The 16,072-nt window shown below is 39.0% G+C and carries 18 protein-coding genes; 5 read left to right on the top strand and 13 right to left on the bottom strand.

From position 1 onward, the window contains the following. Nucleotides 1–4: 4 nt before the first annotated feature. From JOC54_RS01070 to JOC54_RS01050, 5 genes are all read right to left on the bottom strand, one after another. Nucleotides 5–610 (bottom strand): YvcA-related protein, encoded by a 606-nt coding sequence (locus JOC54_RS01070; protein ID WP_204463762.1) that lies wholly within the window; start codon nt 608–610, stop codon nt 5–7. Between the two features lie 287 nt (nt 611–897). Then, nucleotides 898–1,548: a YvcA-related protein gene (locus tag JOC54_RS01065; protein ID WP_204463761.1), complete on the bottom strand. Its 651-nt coding sequence runs from the start codon at nt 1,546–1,548 to the stop codon at nt 898–900. A gap of 74 nt (nt 1,549–1,622) precedes the next feature. Next, nucleotides 1,623–2,285 carry a YvcA-related protein gene (locus tag JOC54_RS01060; RefSeq protein WP_204463759.1) on the bottom strand — a complete coding sequence of 221 codons (663 nt, stop codon included), beginning with the start codon at nt 2,283–2,285 and terminating at the stop codon, nt 1,623–1,625. Nucleotides 2,286–2,407: 122 nt separating this feature from the next. Next, on the bottom strand, nt 2,408–3,061 hold the full coding sequence (locus JOC54_RS01055; RefSeq protein ID WP_204463757.1) for a YvcA-related protein: 654 nt from the start codon (nt 3,059–3,061) through the stop codon (nt 2,408–2,410). 256 nt (nt 3,062–3,317) lie between these two features. Then, a complete protein-coding gene (locus JOC54_RS01050; protein WP_204463755.1) occupies nt 3,318–3,794 on the bottom strand; it encodes a stage III sporulation protein AH in 477 nt (158 codons plus the stop codon). Between the two features lie 204 nt (nt 3,795–3,998). Between JOC54_RS01050 and JOC54_RS01045 the strand changes: the two genes are divergently transcribed. Then, nucleotides 3,999–5,024, top strand: a complete 1,026-nt coding sequence (locus JOC54_RS01045) for a hypothetical protein (RefSeq protein WP_204463753.1) — start codon at nt 3,999–4,001, stop codon at nt 5,022–5,024. Nucleotides 5,025–5,058: 34 nt separating this feature from the next. Then, nucleotides 5,059–5,955 (top strand): DUF5996 family protein, encoded by an 897-nt coding sequence (locus JOC54_RS01040; protein ID WP_204463752.1) that lies wholly within the window; start codon nt 5,059–5,061, stop codon nt 5,953–5,955. Nucleotides 5,956–6,265: 310 nt separating this feature from the next. Here the strand turns inward: JOC54_RS01040 and ytvI are convergent, their stop codons facing one another. Beyond that, a complete protein-coding gene (ytvI, locus tag JOC54_RS01035) occupies nt 6,266–7,324 on the bottom strand; it encodes a sporulation integral membrane protein YtvI (protein WP_204463750.1) in 1,059 nt (352 codons plus the stop codon). A gap of 37 nt (nt 7,325–7,361) precedes the next feature. Then, a complete protein-coding gene (locus JOC54_RS01030; protein WP_204463748.1) occupies nt 7,362–7,514 on the bottom strand; it encodes a hypothetical protein in 153 nt (50 codons plus the stop codon). Between the two features lie 256 nt (nt 7,515–7,770). Between JOC54_RS01030 and JOC54_RS01025 the strand changes: the two genes are divergently transcribed. Further along, nucleotides 7,771–8,436: a potassium channel family protein gene (locus tag JOC54_RS01025; protein ID WP_204463745.1), complete on the top strand. Its 666-nt coding sequence runs from the start codon at nt 7,771–7,773 to the stop codon at nt 8,434–8,436. Continuing rightward, on the top strand, nt 8,433–9,764 hold the full coding sequence (locus tag JOC54_RS01020; protein WP_204463743.1) for a TrkH family potassium uptake protein: 1,332 nt from the start codon (nt 8,433–8,435) through the stop codon (nt 9,762–9,764). Before JOC54_RS01025 ends, JOC54_RS01020 begins: the two co-directional genes overlap by 4 nt. A gap of 37 nt (nt 9,765–9,801) precedes the next feature. On the opposite strand, the gene JOC54_RS01015 is transcribed toward JOC54_RS01020, so the two are convergent. From JOC54_RS01015 to JOC54_RS01000, 4 genes are all read right to left on the bottom strand, one after another. Continuing rightward, complete coding sequence (locus JOC54_RS01015; RefSeq protein WP_204463742.1) at nt 9,802–10,551, bottom strand: ABC transporter permease; 750 nt, start codon at nt 10,549–10,551, stop codon at nt 9,802–9,804. After that, nucleotides 10,548–11,399, bottom strand: coding sequence for an ABC transporter ATP-binding protein (locus tag JOC54_RS01010; RefSeq protein WP_204463741.1), 852 nt, complete (start codon nt 11,397–11,399; stop codon nt 10,548–10,550). The genes JOC54_RS01015 and JOC54_RS01010 overlap by 4 nt, the downstream gene beginning before the upstream one ends. A gap of 156 nt (nt 11,400–11,555) precedes the next feature. Further along, nucleotides 11,556–12,554: a LytTR family transcriptional regulator DNA-binding domain-containing protein gene (locus tag JOC54_RS01005; RefSeq protein WP_367617746.1), complete on the bottom strand. Its 999-nt coding sequence runs from the start codon at nt 12,552–12,554 to the stop codon at nt 11,556–11,558. A 505-nt stretch (nt 12,555–13,059) separates the two neighbouring features. After that, on the bottom strand, nt 13,060–13,314 hold the full coding sequence (locus tag JOC54_RS01000) for a hypothetical protein (protein WP_204463739.1): 255 nt from the start codon (nt 13,312–13,314) through the stop codon (nt 13,060–13,062). Nucleotides 13,315–13,934: 620 nt separating this feature from the next. Here JOC54_RS01000 and JOC54_RS00995 point away from each other — a divergent pair. Beyond that, nucleotides 13,935–14,759 (top strand): SMI1/KNR4 family protein, encoded by an 825-nt coding sequence (locus JOC54_RS00995; protein ID WP_204463737.1) that lies wholly within the window; start codon nt 13,935–13,937, stop codon nt 14,757–14,759. A 1-nt stretch (nt 14,760) separates the two neighbouring features. Here JOC54_RS00995 and JOC54_RS00990 read toward each other — a convergent pair whose 3' ends face one another. Both JOC54_RS00990 and JOC54_RS00985 read right to left on the bottom strand, forming a co-directional pair. Further along, nucleotides 14,761–15,006, bottom strand: coding sequence for a hypothetical protein (locus JOC54_RS00990; RefSeq protein WP_204463735.1), 246 nt, complete (start codon nt 15,004–15,006; stop codon nt 14,761–14,763). A gap of 90 nt (nt 15,007–15,096) precedes the next feature. Beyond that, nucleotides 15,097–15,720, bottom strand: a complete 624-nt coding sequence (locus tag JOC54_RS00985; protein WP_239586518.1) for a helix-turn-helix domain-containing protein — start codon at nt 15,718–15,720, stop codon at nt 15,097–15,099. Nucleotides 15,721–16,072: the final 352 nt, after the last annotated feature.

Genomic DNA, 16,072 nt, shown 5'->3' with positions numbered 1-16,072 from the left:
ACACCTACTTTCTAAAAACAATATTTCTAACCAGATTATTGAAGAAACTCTCTTCTTCATTTGAGTCTATTGTACAAGAACTATCTTCCGAACAATCAATTCGATAAGTTACTTCTAGTAATTCATCAGATTGGTTACTTTTGATAACAGCAAAGTATCGATTAGCAGGATTTTCAAGAGGGTCGCTAATAATTGTTTCTTTATTCTCCATAGTAACTGTAGATTTACCCTTAAGTATTCCGTTTGAATTTATCTCATCATCATCATCATAAATACCATTGAAACCCATCTCTTCTAAAATATTTTCAAACCTAAGTTGAGCTTGTTCTTCATCTACATCTGTTAAATAGCGTACTGTAATTGATTTATTCAGTTCTCCCTCTTTGGATGAACGATTGAATAAGTTATATAATTCATAGTGCTCTTTTGAAACGTAGAAAGGAGCTTCTTCTTCTACATAAAAATGACTAGGAAACCACATCGAAAACTTCCCATTTCCCGATTCAAAGTGATGAAAACCTTCATCCGTTTCAACATCTTCATCAATAAAACTACTTGTGAATTCATCGCTTAAAGCGACATCGTCAGATTGATTCATAGCTCTTGTCACAAAAAAACCTCCTACAATGAAACAGATCGTTAAAATAGAAATCAGTATACCTTTTTTCAATTTGATCACACCTTTGCCAAACAATTGGATGTCTATGCCAATTGTATAGGAAATAATGAAATTGTTCTATTAAGAAAAGACTGAATCAAAAAAAGTGGACTTTAGCATGAAGCCCAATTGCTTATCATCGTGGTTTGACCATTCTTTAATATGTTTTTCAGTTAAGCCTATACCCTAAAATTGAAAAATTATTCCTACTTTATCCTTTATATTAAATAAACCTAAAGCTAATCTTGAAATCGAATACTTCTTACAACGGAATCAAAAAAACTCCTTTCCATCAAAACATTGCTAGAACAATCGACCGAACAATGAATCTCATAACTAACGGTTACATGTTGGTCTGTCTGCTGATTTTTTATTAAAGCAAAATACTGGTTAGCAGGTGTGTCGTCAGTTGGCTCTTTAGGCTTAGCTCGATTTTCTATTAATTCTACATACGATTTGCCAGAATAGATGTGTGTCTCGTCTGTATTGCTCACTTCATAATGATCATTAAATCCATAATCACTAATTAAAAGAGACAAATTACCATCTACCTGTCCTAGATCTCCCCCCTTATAATAGGTCATTTTAATTAACTTCTGTTCATCATCGTCAGCCTTTTTAAAAAGGTTTATTGTTTCGTAACTTTCTTTGCTCACATAAGACGGCTTGCCTTCTAAGATATACCCCTCAGGAAACCACATCGAAAACTTATCATTTCCCGACTCAAAGTAATGAAAACCCTCATCCGTTTCTACATCTTCATCAATAAAACGACTTGTAAAATCATCGCTCAAGGCGACATCTTCTGCTTGATTCATCGCTCGTATTACAAAGAAACTTCCGACAATGATGCAGATGATTAAAACAGAAATCAGTACGCCTTTTTTCAAGTTGCTCACACCTTTGCGATACAATTGTTCTATTACAAAAAGACAAGAATGAGATTCATTTTCTATCAATTCTTCTACTCAGTAAAATGAATATTTTCTATAAACTTTTCAAAAAATATCCTCTCACTGTTATCATCATAGCTGCATCCCATTGATTCAGGACATGATAATCGATAATTAAGTGCGATTATTTCATCACTATTTTTTGCTTGTATCAAAGCAAAGAAGCGATTAGTGAAACTTAAAGATGGATCTGTTTTTTTACCTTGCCTGCCCACAAGCTCATAATTAGATGCTCCATAATAAATAATAGCGCTCTCATTATCAATCGTTTCATATTGGTTATCATAACTAAAATCTTCTAACAAACGTTCTAACCGTAATTGGGCTCTTTCATTAGATATGTTGTCTCTATAGCTAATTTGAAAAACTCCTTTATAACCATTTTCATTTTCGCTTTCTTCAAAAAGATTAATAATCTCGCTATGAGGCTTGCTGGAATATTGAGCATGATTATTTCCAACATAATACCCCTCAGGAAACCACATCGAAAACTTCCTATTTCCCGACTCAAAGTAATGAAAGCCTTCATCCGTTTCTACATCTTCATTAATAAAACTGCTTGTAAAATCATCGCTCAAGGCGACATCTTCTGCTTGATTCATTGCTCGTGTAACAAAAAAACCGCCGACAATAAAACAGATTATAAAAACAAAAATCAGTACGCCTTTTTTCAAGTTGCTCACACCTTCGCTAAACGAATATCTATAAGGAAAGCCTGCTTTGTTCATAAACTATTGTTGGAGTGTTTTCTCACTCTGTATATTAAAAAGGTTACTTTTCAAGACGACTCGCTCACCTACTCAAATTTTATGCTTTTCAGTATAGTAGAAAACGTTTTTTCCATCTCTTTGTATGGTTCACTACAGTCTTCACCCTTCTCGCATACACCATTAAAACGGATTGTAAAGTAGCGTTCTTTCGTGGTATTCGTTACAAGTGCAAAATAGGAGTTAGGTGTATTTGCATTTGGGCTGCCATTCGTTACATCTGTCCCTTCCACTTCAGTGTATGAAGAGCCATGGTAAAAAACCATCGTTTCATTCGTGTCCTCTTGATACTCATTTTCATAACTTGAATCTTCGAGAAGATCGTTTAAAGCAAATTCAATATCCTCGGCAGACCTTTCTCCTTCATAGAAAACAACTATCGATTGTCTCAAATGATCATTTGTATTTGAGTTTGCAATGAATGATTCATACTGTTCTTTGGAGACATATTGTGCGCCTCGGTCATTTATTTTAAAATTCTCAGGCAACCACATCGAAAACTTCCCATTTCCCGATTCAAAGTAATGAAAACCTTGATCCGTTTCTACAGTTGTATCAAGAAATCGACTCGTAAAATCATCGCTCAAGGCGACATCTTCTGCTTGATTCATCGCACGTATCACAAAGAAACCTCCGACAATGATGCAGATGATTAAAATAGAAATCAGTACGCCTCTTTTCAAGTTGCTCACACCTTTGCCGAACAATTGGATGTCTGTTCCAATTGTATCGGAAATATCGGAATTGTTCTATTAAGAAAAGACTGAATAAGGAATTTAGACCTCTTCTGTTTTTCATACTGCCTTAACTGTACTTAATAATAAGCTAGTCAATTTAGCCAATACCCCAGTATTTGTTTTACCCTCATGCCACTAAGAATTTTTATCTCCTTTGCTTATGAGACTCACTCCTTCATATGAGCACAGAACTTTACTCTTCTCATCTCTCCAACAATAACCCTTCGATATGATTGAGCTTTCTCAGCGTTCGCTCAGCGTTATGCGTATGATCAGGAAATAATGTGGCGAACTCCTCATGTGATGACACCGCGATTACAACTCTTCCATTTTTATAAAAAGATAAATCCTCCGGCAACTTGGGCATGATCCACTGATATAGAGAATCAGACAGCTGTTTGATCACAAGCTTTGCTTCTTCCGTCGCTTTGTATTCGTAGACGAATGCCGTTGCTCCTCCTACTAACCGATTGCTTGCCCACTCTGACTTTTCGTTCATTTCAATAAGGTACGGCGCTAACTTCGCTAAGATCAATTCATATGAATCGATCGCTTTCTTCTTGTTCTTTCCCAGCATATCGTTTCGCAAAATCAATTCAAAACGATCCGAGACCTCGAATAAAACGTCTAACAGCTCGGAGTAAATTTCCCCTTTAGGTTCTTGAACAATGTCGAACATCGCATTCCCACCTCTTTTTCATTTTATTATAAATGTCATACAACGAATTGTTCAAAGAGAATTAGCCTGTTGATCTCAATGATAGCTGCAGTCAAACGTTTACGTTTAATGACTTTATCCTAACTCTAAATCTTAGATTAGGCGTTTCATTTTCCCTTGCTCGGGAACAGTTCTCTAAAACTGGTTTATTTTGGAGGGGTTCTTTTGAAAAAAATGACGACCGTTGTGCTGCTTAGCAGCTTAACTTTTTCTCTTGCCGCTTGCAGTGATGACGATGCATCGAACACTTCGGTTGATTCAAGCTCCAATGAAGAGGCAGGCACGAACATGACAGAACCTGTTGAAAATGAAGAGGATGACGAATCAACAGATGATCTTGACAACAATGAAACTGAAGACACCGATAATGAAAACGGAGCTGGAGAAGAAGATGATCCGTCTGAGTACAGTGAAGAACAGGTTACGGGGGAATACATCATTCATCTAGAGCGATCCGAAGAACTGCCGCTACAACTCTACTTCCTGCGCACAACTGATGAGATGACACGCGAACAGCTTTTGTTTGAATCACTTACTGAAAGTGATCTATCACAACGACAGCATTTCTCGAACATGACTGATTTTGCGGTCGAAGGAACGGTCGCTAACCTCTACTTTGATGAAGAGGATGTCTTGAGTATGGCTTCGACAGAATCGAATCAGTTCTGGGAGGTGCTGCATGAGCTTGGTTTCAAATACGGAATCAGTGAAGTAAATCTCTTTAATCAAGATGGGGAAAGAGGACTTACTTTTGCTGAGAGTATTTGGGAAGAACCGATTGCAATTGAGCCAGAACCGAACCGTGGTTATTATGTCGTTTCATTAGACAGCTCAAAGCGTGGCGAGAGCACGTACGTAAGTGGGATTGTTACAGAAGAATCGATTTACGGTGAAGGAGATGAATTGTTTTCTTTCGAGGAGACAATCGAAACAATGGCAACGATTGAAGCTGAGGAAGTGCCTTACTATTCTGGTATTTACGACGGTATAGAAATTGAAGAAGCAAGGATTGAGGGTGATCAAGCAATTGTTCGCTACCAGATTCATTCTGAGGCAGACCCAACGGAACAAGAACGAATCGATTTTGAGCAAGTTCTTCAGCTAGCTGCTCTAGACTTTCAAGTAGAAGAACTTCACCTTGTGAATGAAACAGATCAAGTCATTTCTGTTTTTCCGTTGTTAAAAGAATAACTAAGTAAATGAGTGAAAAAATGGAGGTATATGAATGTTATACAAAGAATGGGAAAACGAAAAACGCACCTTGCACTTATTAACGCAGATGTTAGGAAAGTACAAAGTCGCCTTGGCGCATCAAGAACCTCAATGGGAGCACATTATCCTCGACATTACCGTTCAAGGTGTTTCAACTGGGTTGCTTACTCATAAAGGTGAGTCATTCTCTTTATCCATTAATCTCATTCACCACCAGATTGAGATTGTTACAACAGAAAGAATGTTGACAATTCCACTCAAAGATGGTGTGACAATTAAAGAATACTACCACTTGTTACAAAAACATTTACAAGAAGTTGGCATAGACATACCGATTAACACGAGACCGCAAGAAATGGATACGACTACTCCGTTTGAAGAAGATACAGAACACCATCACTATGATGCAGATCGTTCAAAAAAGGTGCTGTCCTATTTCAAATTGGCGCATTCCGTCGAAACGACATTTCTTGCTCCCCTCAGATCGAGAAAAATCAAGCCTGGCCTGTTTTGGGGAACGTTCGATGTTTCTTGTGCCCTTGTATACAATGAACATCAACCTTTTCCAGACGATTCGAAAGTAATTGAGCGCGCTGCGTTTGATGAGCCGATGATTGAGTTCGGCTTCTGGTTTGGCGACGACAACTTCAGCGGACCGACCTTCTTTGTTCTCGGTTATCCATTTCCGACAATTACTTTCGAGTGTGCGCCACCATTTCCAGACGGCAGTTATTTTGATGAGACATTGATGGAGTTTATTTTGGAACTTGAAGATGTGAAAGGAGAAACCTCTACTAAGATCGTCAATTTCTTCGATCAGTCATACCGGATGCTAAAAGATTATCTCGACTGGGAGAACTGTGACCACTACCACCTTCCACTTAAGATGAAAGAAAACCACCAAGATTAGACGTAAAAACAGGTTTCCCAGATGATAGGGGGACCTGTTTTTTTCGACTTTAGAAGAGATGTTGGGAGACATAGTTCTCCTGATTATTATCGGTTTGGATTACGCTCAACAAAACCGCCTCCTTTCAATTCCCGAACTAGACGGCTCTATTTTTGATTGAAAAGGAAGGCGGTGACGCCAGCGGAAAAAGGGGCTCAGCCGATCCTCCGCGGCAAGCTTCCGCCTGAATTGGAAATCAAAACGCTCTAGATTTTGCCTTTATTTCGGTATTTAAATAGGGTTGCTTTATGCATAGAAACAGCTAAAACGCTTATATTTTTACATTTAATTTAATCATTCCTGCTTCCTTCGCCGATTTGAAGGCAATTAGAATTAACGGACCGACAAGAAAGCCGATAAATCCCATAAAGCTAACCCCGAGATACATCGCAATTAATGTTGCGAGCGGGGATAGACCAATTTGCACGCCCATGACTTTAGGCTCCACCGTTCTGCGAATAACGAGTAATACGGCAGCTAGAATGAGCAGCTGTACGGCCGTGCTTGAATCGCCGACAAGAAAGAGATAGAGAGCCCAAGGCGTTAAGACAACAATTGAACCGATTAATGGAATTAAATCGATAATCCAGATAACGACAGCCATCGTCAAAGCAACTTCAGGCGTAATAAATAAGAGTGCGATATAAGATACTATAAAGATAGGAATACTAACAATGAACTGGGCTTTTAAGAAACCAACGATGACGTTCACAAAACGCTTCGCCATAAACTCCACTTTCTCTCGCGTCTCTTCCTTCATGTAAGACGTTGTTATTGATTGGATCTTTGGCATCTCCAGCATAAATAAAAACAAGGCAATTAAGAATACAAGGAAGGAAATGAAGTATCCAGGAATGCTTGAGACGGCCGCTGTGATATAAGCAATTAAATCAAGCTCACTTACGCTTGCCCGCAGACTATTTAATGAGATCATCATTTGATTATTGATAGCGTTCACAATATCCCCCGGTACATTTGAGAAAAACGCTTCATAGGAAAGGACAAGCTGGAGCCAACCTTCATTTAGCTGGGCAATGTATGTTGGCACATTTTCATAAAATTCTAGTCCCCGAGCAATTAAAACAACCGTGAGAATGTAAACAACAAAAGCAAGAACGAACATAAACCCACTAAAAACAAGCGTTACGGCAATGGCCCTACTCACTTTTAAAAAGCGCATCACAACGTGAACCAACGGCACAAGCGCTAGCGCAAAGAAGAACGACAGAATTAATGGCAACGAGACAGGCAAAATAAAATAGGCAAGAATGAGAAGAACGAGTAAAACGATTGCGATTAAAATACGTTTACGTGTAGACGCTGCAAGCATGGTTCAACCTCTTTCTCATAGAAGATGCTGTACTACTTTATTTATATGAATCGTTTTTCCGATTTAATCCCCTCTCAATTAATAGATACAATGCTTTCGAGAACGTTTTAATTTTGCGTTCCTCTTGATACTTTTTTATTTTTTCAACAAGTGACTCCGGAAACTTAATTAACTTCGGAATGCGTTTCACATATACCCCTTCTTCAGATCCAGTTTTACGATGATCTTAGTCCTGTATTAACGCCTTGTCAATCACTAAAAAATAACGGGTCCAGTAAGTGGAGTTATTAAATATGAAGGAACTTTTTTTCTCCAAAATTAGGAGTATATACTTCTAAAAAAAAGCGTTGACTTCTTAAAAATACAAGAGTAATTTGATAGCTATATCTTGCCGAACACCATTTATGGAAACCAAATCGATTTTCTACGAGGAGTTAGGTAAAAACATGCGCAATCAAAAAAAGCAGTGTATTGTCATTGGCCTCAATAATTTTTGGGAGAGCATTTGCAATGAGCTTGCAAGACAAGGACATGGAGTCGTTGCTGTAGATATTGATGAGAAACAAATTGATCATTTCAAAGATGCTCCCTTCACCGTCATATGCTTGGACCCAACAGATAGCCATGTTCTTCAAAAGCTTGATGTGAATCAATTTGACTTTGGTGTTGTTGCGATGGGATCGGATATTGAAGCGAGCATTTTAACGGCAATCAATTTGAAAGATCTTGGTGTCCCTAAGCTATGGGCAAAAGCAAGCACACCACAGCACCGACAATTACTAGAGAAACTCGGCGTTGACCATGTTGTTCAGCCAGAAACGAATATGGGGGTCCGTATTGCTCAGAATATGCTTTCAGAATCCTTCGTTGATTTTATCTCATTGTCAAATAAATACAGCATCGTTGAGTTTATCGCGACGGAGCAATTGACCAACAAGACAATTGAAATGCTGTCATTAAAAAAACGCTATCACTTAAATCTCGTAGCTGTTCAGTCAGCTGATTCGATTAATTTCACTCCTATGCCAACTGACACAATTAACAGCGGTGATCTGTTAATCATCATTGGTTTAGATAAAGACATTCAGCGTTTCAGCGAGGCGGAACTATGATAAGCCGAAGCAAACTATGGCAGGCCAATCCACCACAGCTGCTTGCAGCGGGATTTTTAGCTGTCATTACAATGGGGGCGCTTTTATTAAAAGCCCCCTTCTCGCTTAAGGGAAACAACAGTCTTTCCTGGGTTGATGCTTTTTTCACAGCAACGTCGGCCACGACCGTTACTGGTCTAGTTGTCGTTGACACAGGCACGCACTTTACACTCATTGGTCAGACCATTATTATGATCTTGATGCAAATTGGCGGTCTTGGCTTAATGACGTTTGCCGTTATGATTGCCTTGCTGCTAGGAAAGAGAATTGGTCTTATCAGTCGGATTTTAATTCAAGAATCTTTTAACCAAACCTCTTTAGGAGGAATGGTTCCTTTAGTAAAGCTCATCCTCATCTTTGCTTTTTCGGTTGAGCTTATCGCTTTCGGGTTTCTTGCTTTTCGCTGGGTCCCGGAATATGGCTGGAAAGATGGCTTGTTTACAAGCGCATTTCATTCGATTTCTGCTTTCAACAATGCCGGATTTTCCTTATGGTCAGACAGCTTAACAGGCTATGTTGGCGACCCGCTCGTCAACCTTACGATTACGCTGCTCTTTATCTCAGGTGGGATCGGGTTTGTTGTGCTTGCCGACCTGTTCCATAAGAAGTCATTCAGACGTCTGCAGCTACACACGAAACTGATGTTGATTGGTACGCTGGCGCTAAATCTTCTCGCCATGGCACTCATTTTTGCGCTTGAATACGCCAACCCCAACACTCTTGGGGCTCTATCTGGCATGGAGAAGGTATGGGCTGCTTATTTCCAAGCAGTCACGCCACGAACAGCCGGGTTTAACACACTTGATTACGGGGCGATGACCGATGGCAGCATCACGTTAACAATGGTGCTAATGTTTATCGGCGCAGGCAGTGCATCAACAGGAAGCGGGATTAAGCTAACAACCTTTCTCGTTATTCTGATTGCGATGATCACGTACCTACGCGGTCGAAAAGAAGCCGTTGTTTTTAAAGAAACCATCTCAAGCACGATTATTCATCGTTCTCTTGCGATTACGGCTATAAGTGCCCTCTCGGTCGGCGGCTGCTTTTTTCTCCTCACGATTACGGAGAGTACGCCTTTTGTTGAAACGCTGTTTGAAGCTGTTTCTGCCTTTGGTACGGTTGGCCTATCAATGGGCATAACGGCTGAGCTGAGCTCGATTGGAAAGATTATAATTATGGTCCTCATGTTTATTGGTCGCGTCGGTCCCGTCACGCTGGCATTTGCCTTGGCAAAAACGGAAAGCCGAGACATCCGCTACGCAAAAGGAGAAGTATACACCGGATAAAAAGAAGGACTGCCGAGGGCAGTCCTTCTTCTTTACATCATCCTTGATCAATGCCATTTTTCTTATAGGCATACACAAAGATACCAAGTGCCCCAAGAAACCAAACAAGCAATACGGCGCTATCATGCAGATTCCATTGGTAGGCGCCATCGGAAGACAAGGATTCCGCTAAATTGGCCAGCACCCCTCCATACGTGTAATTTAAAATGTTGGCTAAATCTTCATTAAAAATGCGTAAAACAGGCGTTGCGGTAAGCAAAAGCAGAATGGGCGTACTCACTAACGACGCCTGCGCTTGGTTTTTCGCGTAAATCCCGATTATATAGCCGATAACGATGCTAATTAAGCTGGCCACTGTTGTAACAACAAAGTAGCTGCCGAGGGGTACCTCACTGAAAGATAGCCCACTTATCGGAACTAAAACCATATTCACCGTTACTAGAATGACGAAGGTTGGAATCATCGTGCCGATAAAATATTCCAGACCATTTACCGACGACGTCATCAACACCCGTAACGTATTCTTTTCTTTTTCTTCGGCAATTGGTGAACTGCTCATTGAAATACCTGAAATTGCAATATTAAAGATTAAACCAAAACTGAGCAAAAATGTATCCGTTGAAAACGGAACTCCCCCTTCGCCCACGTCAACATTTGGCATTAACTGTTTCATGACGACTACGAACAGAATTGAAAAGATAGGCGCAAACAAAATGGATAAGTTTCCGACGATTAGCTTTATTTTCAATTGAAGAATCGCATTGATTTTTCGCAGTGATACATTCATATCAGTTCCCTCCCTGTCACTTCTAAGAATACGGCTTCTAAATCCGGTTCACATGAGTGAATCGTTAAAATCTCATCGTTTTTCAGCCATTGGTTAATTTGTTCAACCGTGTCCGGCGAATGAGGCAGCACATGCTCAACCTCATTCGACAACAGGACGCTGTAGCGCTTCTCTTTGTTGTATTTAAGCGTTAACGCTTTAGGGGAATCATTCTCGACGATTAATCCGTCATTAAGCAGCGCAACGTGATCACAAAGCTTTGTTGCTTCATCCATATTGTGCGTCGTTAAAAAGATTGTCGTTCCGTTCGCTTTTAGCTCCATTAACAATGAGTGAATCGCTTCTGTCGTGACGGGATCAAGCCCACTCGTCGGTTCATCGAGAAAAAGCACTTTCGGCTCATGAAGCATTGACCGCGCCAGCACTAAGCGCTGCTTCATTCCTTTTGACAGCTGATTTGCCAGCTTGTTCTTATGTTCATACAATCCCATTTCTTTCAACAGCACATCAATTCGGCTTTTCTTCACTTTTAATAACTTGGCAAATGCCGTTAAATTATTGTAAACCGACAGACGCTCATACAAGCCACTGTTATCCGTTACAATACCAACATCCTCATAGATGCTTTCATCAATTTTCTCAACTGGATTTCCGAGCACAAAAGCTTGCCCAGAAGTCTGTGCCAGTTGGCCAGTCAGAATCTTTATTGTTGTTGTTTTCCCTGATCCTGAAGGACCTAAAAATCCAAAGATTTCTCCCTCGCTCACATGGAACTGAATGTTCTTTAAAGCGTGCTGTTTTTTAAACGACTTCGATAGCTGGTTCACTTCAATCACTCGTTTTCTCATTCGTCGTCACCCCTTCGATTAATTGGTTGCTTTGTTACTCTTAACGTTATCGAAAAAGCGCGGATTTGACGTTAAAATTCGTTGAACAGTAACGGGAAAACGCCGAATTGAACGAAAAAAAGGCTGAAATGATGCCATTTCACCCTCAACGGTACCTTAGAACTCCAATAATGTTTTCATTTCTTCTAACCGATTTCGCGACAGCGGCAATTTGTTGTTTGCTTGCCCTTTCAAAATAAGCGTATAGCTGTTTTTCGAGTAGCTAATCAGTTCAGACACGCGCTGCAAATTGACTAAGTACGAACGGTGGCAGCGAAAAAAACCAAAATGACTCAGCCTTTTTTCCAGCTCATTCATCGTTAAATCTGTCGGAAAATACTCATTGCCAATCCGAATCGTACTAACGCTATTAAGACTTTCTATGTAATCAATTTCATCCGGACTAAAGAAAATCGTTTTGTCAGCTGTTTTGCTCGCGACTTTATAGACATTCTGCGGTTGAAAATTCGCCGAGGTATCTTCAGTCTCAGACTTATCTTGTGCAATATCGACTTTCTCTAATCCGACAAACTGGTCGTAGCGATAAATGACGTTGCTTAGTAAAGCAAGCTCCTCTAAATAATGCGACGTAAACAAAATTGAAACGCCTTGCGCTTGAAGATGATTCACCGCTTTTAAATAAAGCTGTATCCCTTCATTCGATAAATTGCTTAAAGGACTTTGAATCAACATCAGCTGTGGCTCCGCCAAAGACATCCGTAATAAACTGACCCGTTTTTTCTGATCAAGGGACAAGTCTCGAATTTTCGTCGCGCGTACATCCAGTAACGAGAAAACGGCCAAAAGCTCCTCAAGTGACTTTTTTGCAGCTGAAATTTTGGCGAAGAATGTTAAATAAGAAGAAACCGCCAAGTCCTCATAAAGCCCATCTCTTGAAAGATCCAGCTGGACATGGTCCACTGATTTCTCGATCTTTCCGCTTGAAGGCGTCGTCTCTCCTGCTAGAAGCTTGAATAAGGTGATGCTTTCTTTGTTCGTCATCTTAATGCCAATCTGTGCTTTTTCCTCAATAACAAAATTCAAATCTTTCAAAATTGTTAGTGACTCTTCTTGTTTCATGACATGCGTTACTGTAATTAAGTTCAATGCTGTCACGTTCTTTCTGTTTAAGTATTAAAACCCGCTGTTCACTCTTACCGCATTGGCAATTACGAGCCCTATGAGCCCCCAATAAACATAGGACCTCTTTAATCCAAGATGATAACACTTTATCGCTTTAAAAACCAAAGCCAACATAAACGTAAGATGAAAAATCCAGCTGCCGTATGTCATAAAAAAGCTCTCAGACCCGTAATGAAGATGCAATATAACGTAAAGAATCAAACTCACGAAGAAAGGCACCCATGCTAAAACCTCTATTCGCCACCAGAAATCTTTGTTTGCAGACGTAGTTTCTGAACTCAATTGATCAACTCCCTAAATGGTTTCCTTGTTCAACCATTTCCCGGGAAACATCCATGTAAACCAGTGAATCTTAAGAACACTCTGGCTCTACTCTTGCTCCACTGTTTCCAGTCGCGTTATTTGCCGAACCGAGTTAATCCAATACGGCCGCTTGAAGTAGCACGACTTCCCAAACTTAAAGCAAGTGAAGCATTGTCTACGTTAAATTTATTAAACTTGCTACCCCAAAATAAAAACCTGGTATAACAAATAGCACTATAATGACGACCACATTTATTTTATCCTGACGTGAAGGATTGTCTCTGATGACGGCAATCGCTAAAAAGCAAAACAAAACGGCCATAAACAGAAATAAGACGGGTTCGCTCCACCCAACATCATCTAAAATAAAACGCTCGATGATGTACCACACAATTATTATTAAAACGAGTGGTCTTACTAACTTAAACATACGACACCCCCATTCCATGTATAACATCTAGGAAGACGCGAGGCAAGAGCATGAGAGGCTCTGTTTCCTCTCACATTCTAATTGAACCTAGAATGTTGTAGATAACGATGGTTCACAAGATGAATGCCCCAGCGGCAGTTGTTGATCTCCAATTCAGACGGAAGCTTGCCGCGGAGGAACGGCTGAGCCATCGCAGTCTTCGTTCTGCTTGTCTCACCACGCCCCTTTTTCCGCAGGCGTCACCGTCTTCCTTTCCAATCAACGAAATTCATTGCTATCTTCAATTAAAACAACCAGCACAAAGTGGATAAAATGACTTAAAAACAGTTCATTCAGGTAACACTTCATCAAGCGTTTCCAACATCAATCGGTTCATTCGATCAACTAACTATTTCCGTTCCAACAATACCTTTTAACACCTGTGCTAAACCCTTGGCATACATGGTACAAAGAAATCTAAAAAAAGATGTAATATCTATTCGCTTTATTCAAACCAGTTTTTTCTGCATGTATCTAGTTGAATAGATCCTACGATAAATGAAGAGATTGTTTTTCGATAGCGAAAATATTTTTGCTATAATACTAACAGTAAGAATAATCTTGCTAGGAGGGCTCTTTTTATGAGTAAAAGAATTTGGGATACACGTGTTTTAGATGAATATGAGCTTGACCCTCTAATGGAATCATCAGTCAGTTATGTTGAAGATTATTTTCAAGTGAAATTGCCCCTATCTTATATCAATTTATTAACAGATAAAAACGGCGGCTATCTATTAAGGAACAAATACCCATTCTCACATGAAGAGGAACATTTAGATGTTGATTATCTGTTTGGCGTAAGTAGTAAGAAAAGTGAAGGTGTTTTACAAACAGGCTATTATTCAAATGAATGGGGATTGCCTAAAGGGATAGTTTTAGTGAGTGGCGACGGTGAAAGATGGGTCGGGTTGGATTATAGAGCCGTAAAAGAAAACCCAGCTGTTATTTTTATAGATGTTGAATTAGAAGTTGAGGAACGTATAGCCGTTTCGTTTGATTCATTCATTGAACAATTATACAGAGATGAAGAGAGCACATACATAGAAAATATAGCTTTTGAAGACGATCAAACTGAATTTACCTACAAAGAAGGCGAAAAAGTATTCTCAGGCAACAATATAGGTAAGATTGGTTTCGCTGTTCTTCATTTCAGCAACACGGATAGTGATACGAATTGGTTTCTAAATCAACTTAATAAACTTGCATCTAAAAAGAATGAGTTTATCGTACAAGATGCTGCAGAAGCATTATATAAAATTGTTGATAGTCGTTATGATAATAACAAAGAAATTGATAACGAATTAATTCAACAAATTCTTGATAAATTCAAAATTCACTTCGACCCCGCAATAAAAAAATACGGCAAGAAAATACAGAAATCATTTGATAAAAAAAGCAAAAAGTAGTCTATTGCTTACTTTCTTTTATCCATTTACTATAACGTGAATAGATTTGAAAGCCTCCCCATCCGTATATGATGGCAATCAATAACAAGATACCAACAGAAAGACCATCAAATGGATAGAAAATATTGACAGTTGATCGGGCGAACTGAATTGTTATTACTATAATTACTGCTAAAAATGAACCAGAAGCTATTAGGTGAGCTTCTGGTTTATTTTTAAAAACAATGGATTCTAAGACAAACCTCATTACAATAATCACCATAAAAAATGCTATAAACGAAAAATCTATTTTAATTCACCCTTTCGCGTCAATTTATGATTTGATAAGCAGAATCATTTACGTTGATTTCCTCCATATAGGTATAAAGAATATACTATTTTTGATACTCAAAATCACAATCGCATAAACCATTATAGCAAGTCCGTTTATGTTTGTTTCGAAAGGCAATATCCCATATAAGAAATAAGAAAAAACATATATTAAATCAAACCAAATAACATTTTTTGAGCCTGATTTTCTATTGAAATAATCCCTTGATGCGATAAATGTTAATGTTGCACCAATCAAACATAATGCGCCCCACCAAACGGTTAAATACCATTCTGGAAGTTGATAGGAGGACGGATCAGAAAAAGCCCCAATATAACCTAAAAAGCTTATTAACATAAGGATTCGTCCAAAGACAGCTGACAGTTGCATTTTTATATCTTTTTGATTTTGCTCCATTTGCTTTTCTGCGTTCTTTTCTTCATTTATATAATTTTCGGGAGATACGATTTCCTTAACATCACATTCAAATAAATCAGCTAATTTTAGGAGATTACTTGTTGAAGGTTTTGATTGATTCGTTTCCCATTTCGATACTGCTTGTCGGCTAGTCCCCAGTTGTTCAGCTACATATTCTTGAGATAACTTGAAGGATTTTCTTTTGCTGCTAATCGTAGAACCTACTGACAACATACAACACTCCTTTTTTCATTATGCTTAATACTTTATTGTTTTTAGTGGTTGCATGCCACCAACTATTCAGCAACTAATAGTTGCAATGGTCATTTTCTGATTATCTATCATAAAATCAGAGCGATTTTCTTGAAATGAGATCTGAGAATAAGCAGCAGATTTAACGTATTATTTTCTAGCTCATCATCTTCATGCACCTCACACCCGCCATTTTATCGCAGATCTGAATGAAAATGTGGTCACTGTCTGATTCTCTTGATTTTCTTTTAAGAACCTTGTATGGTAAGTGGAGCTTATGGAAAGGAGGATTGTTCTAAATGACGCACTCAATTAGATTACGCCAAGAAACATT

Origin of the sequence: Shouchella xiaoxiensis (assembly GCF_016907895.1) — a bacterium.
Lineage (GTDB): Bacteria > Bacillota > Bacilli > Bacillales > Bacillaceae_D > Shouchella > Shouchella xiaoxiensis.
This window is presented reverse-complemented; position numbering and strand designations above follow the sequence as displayed.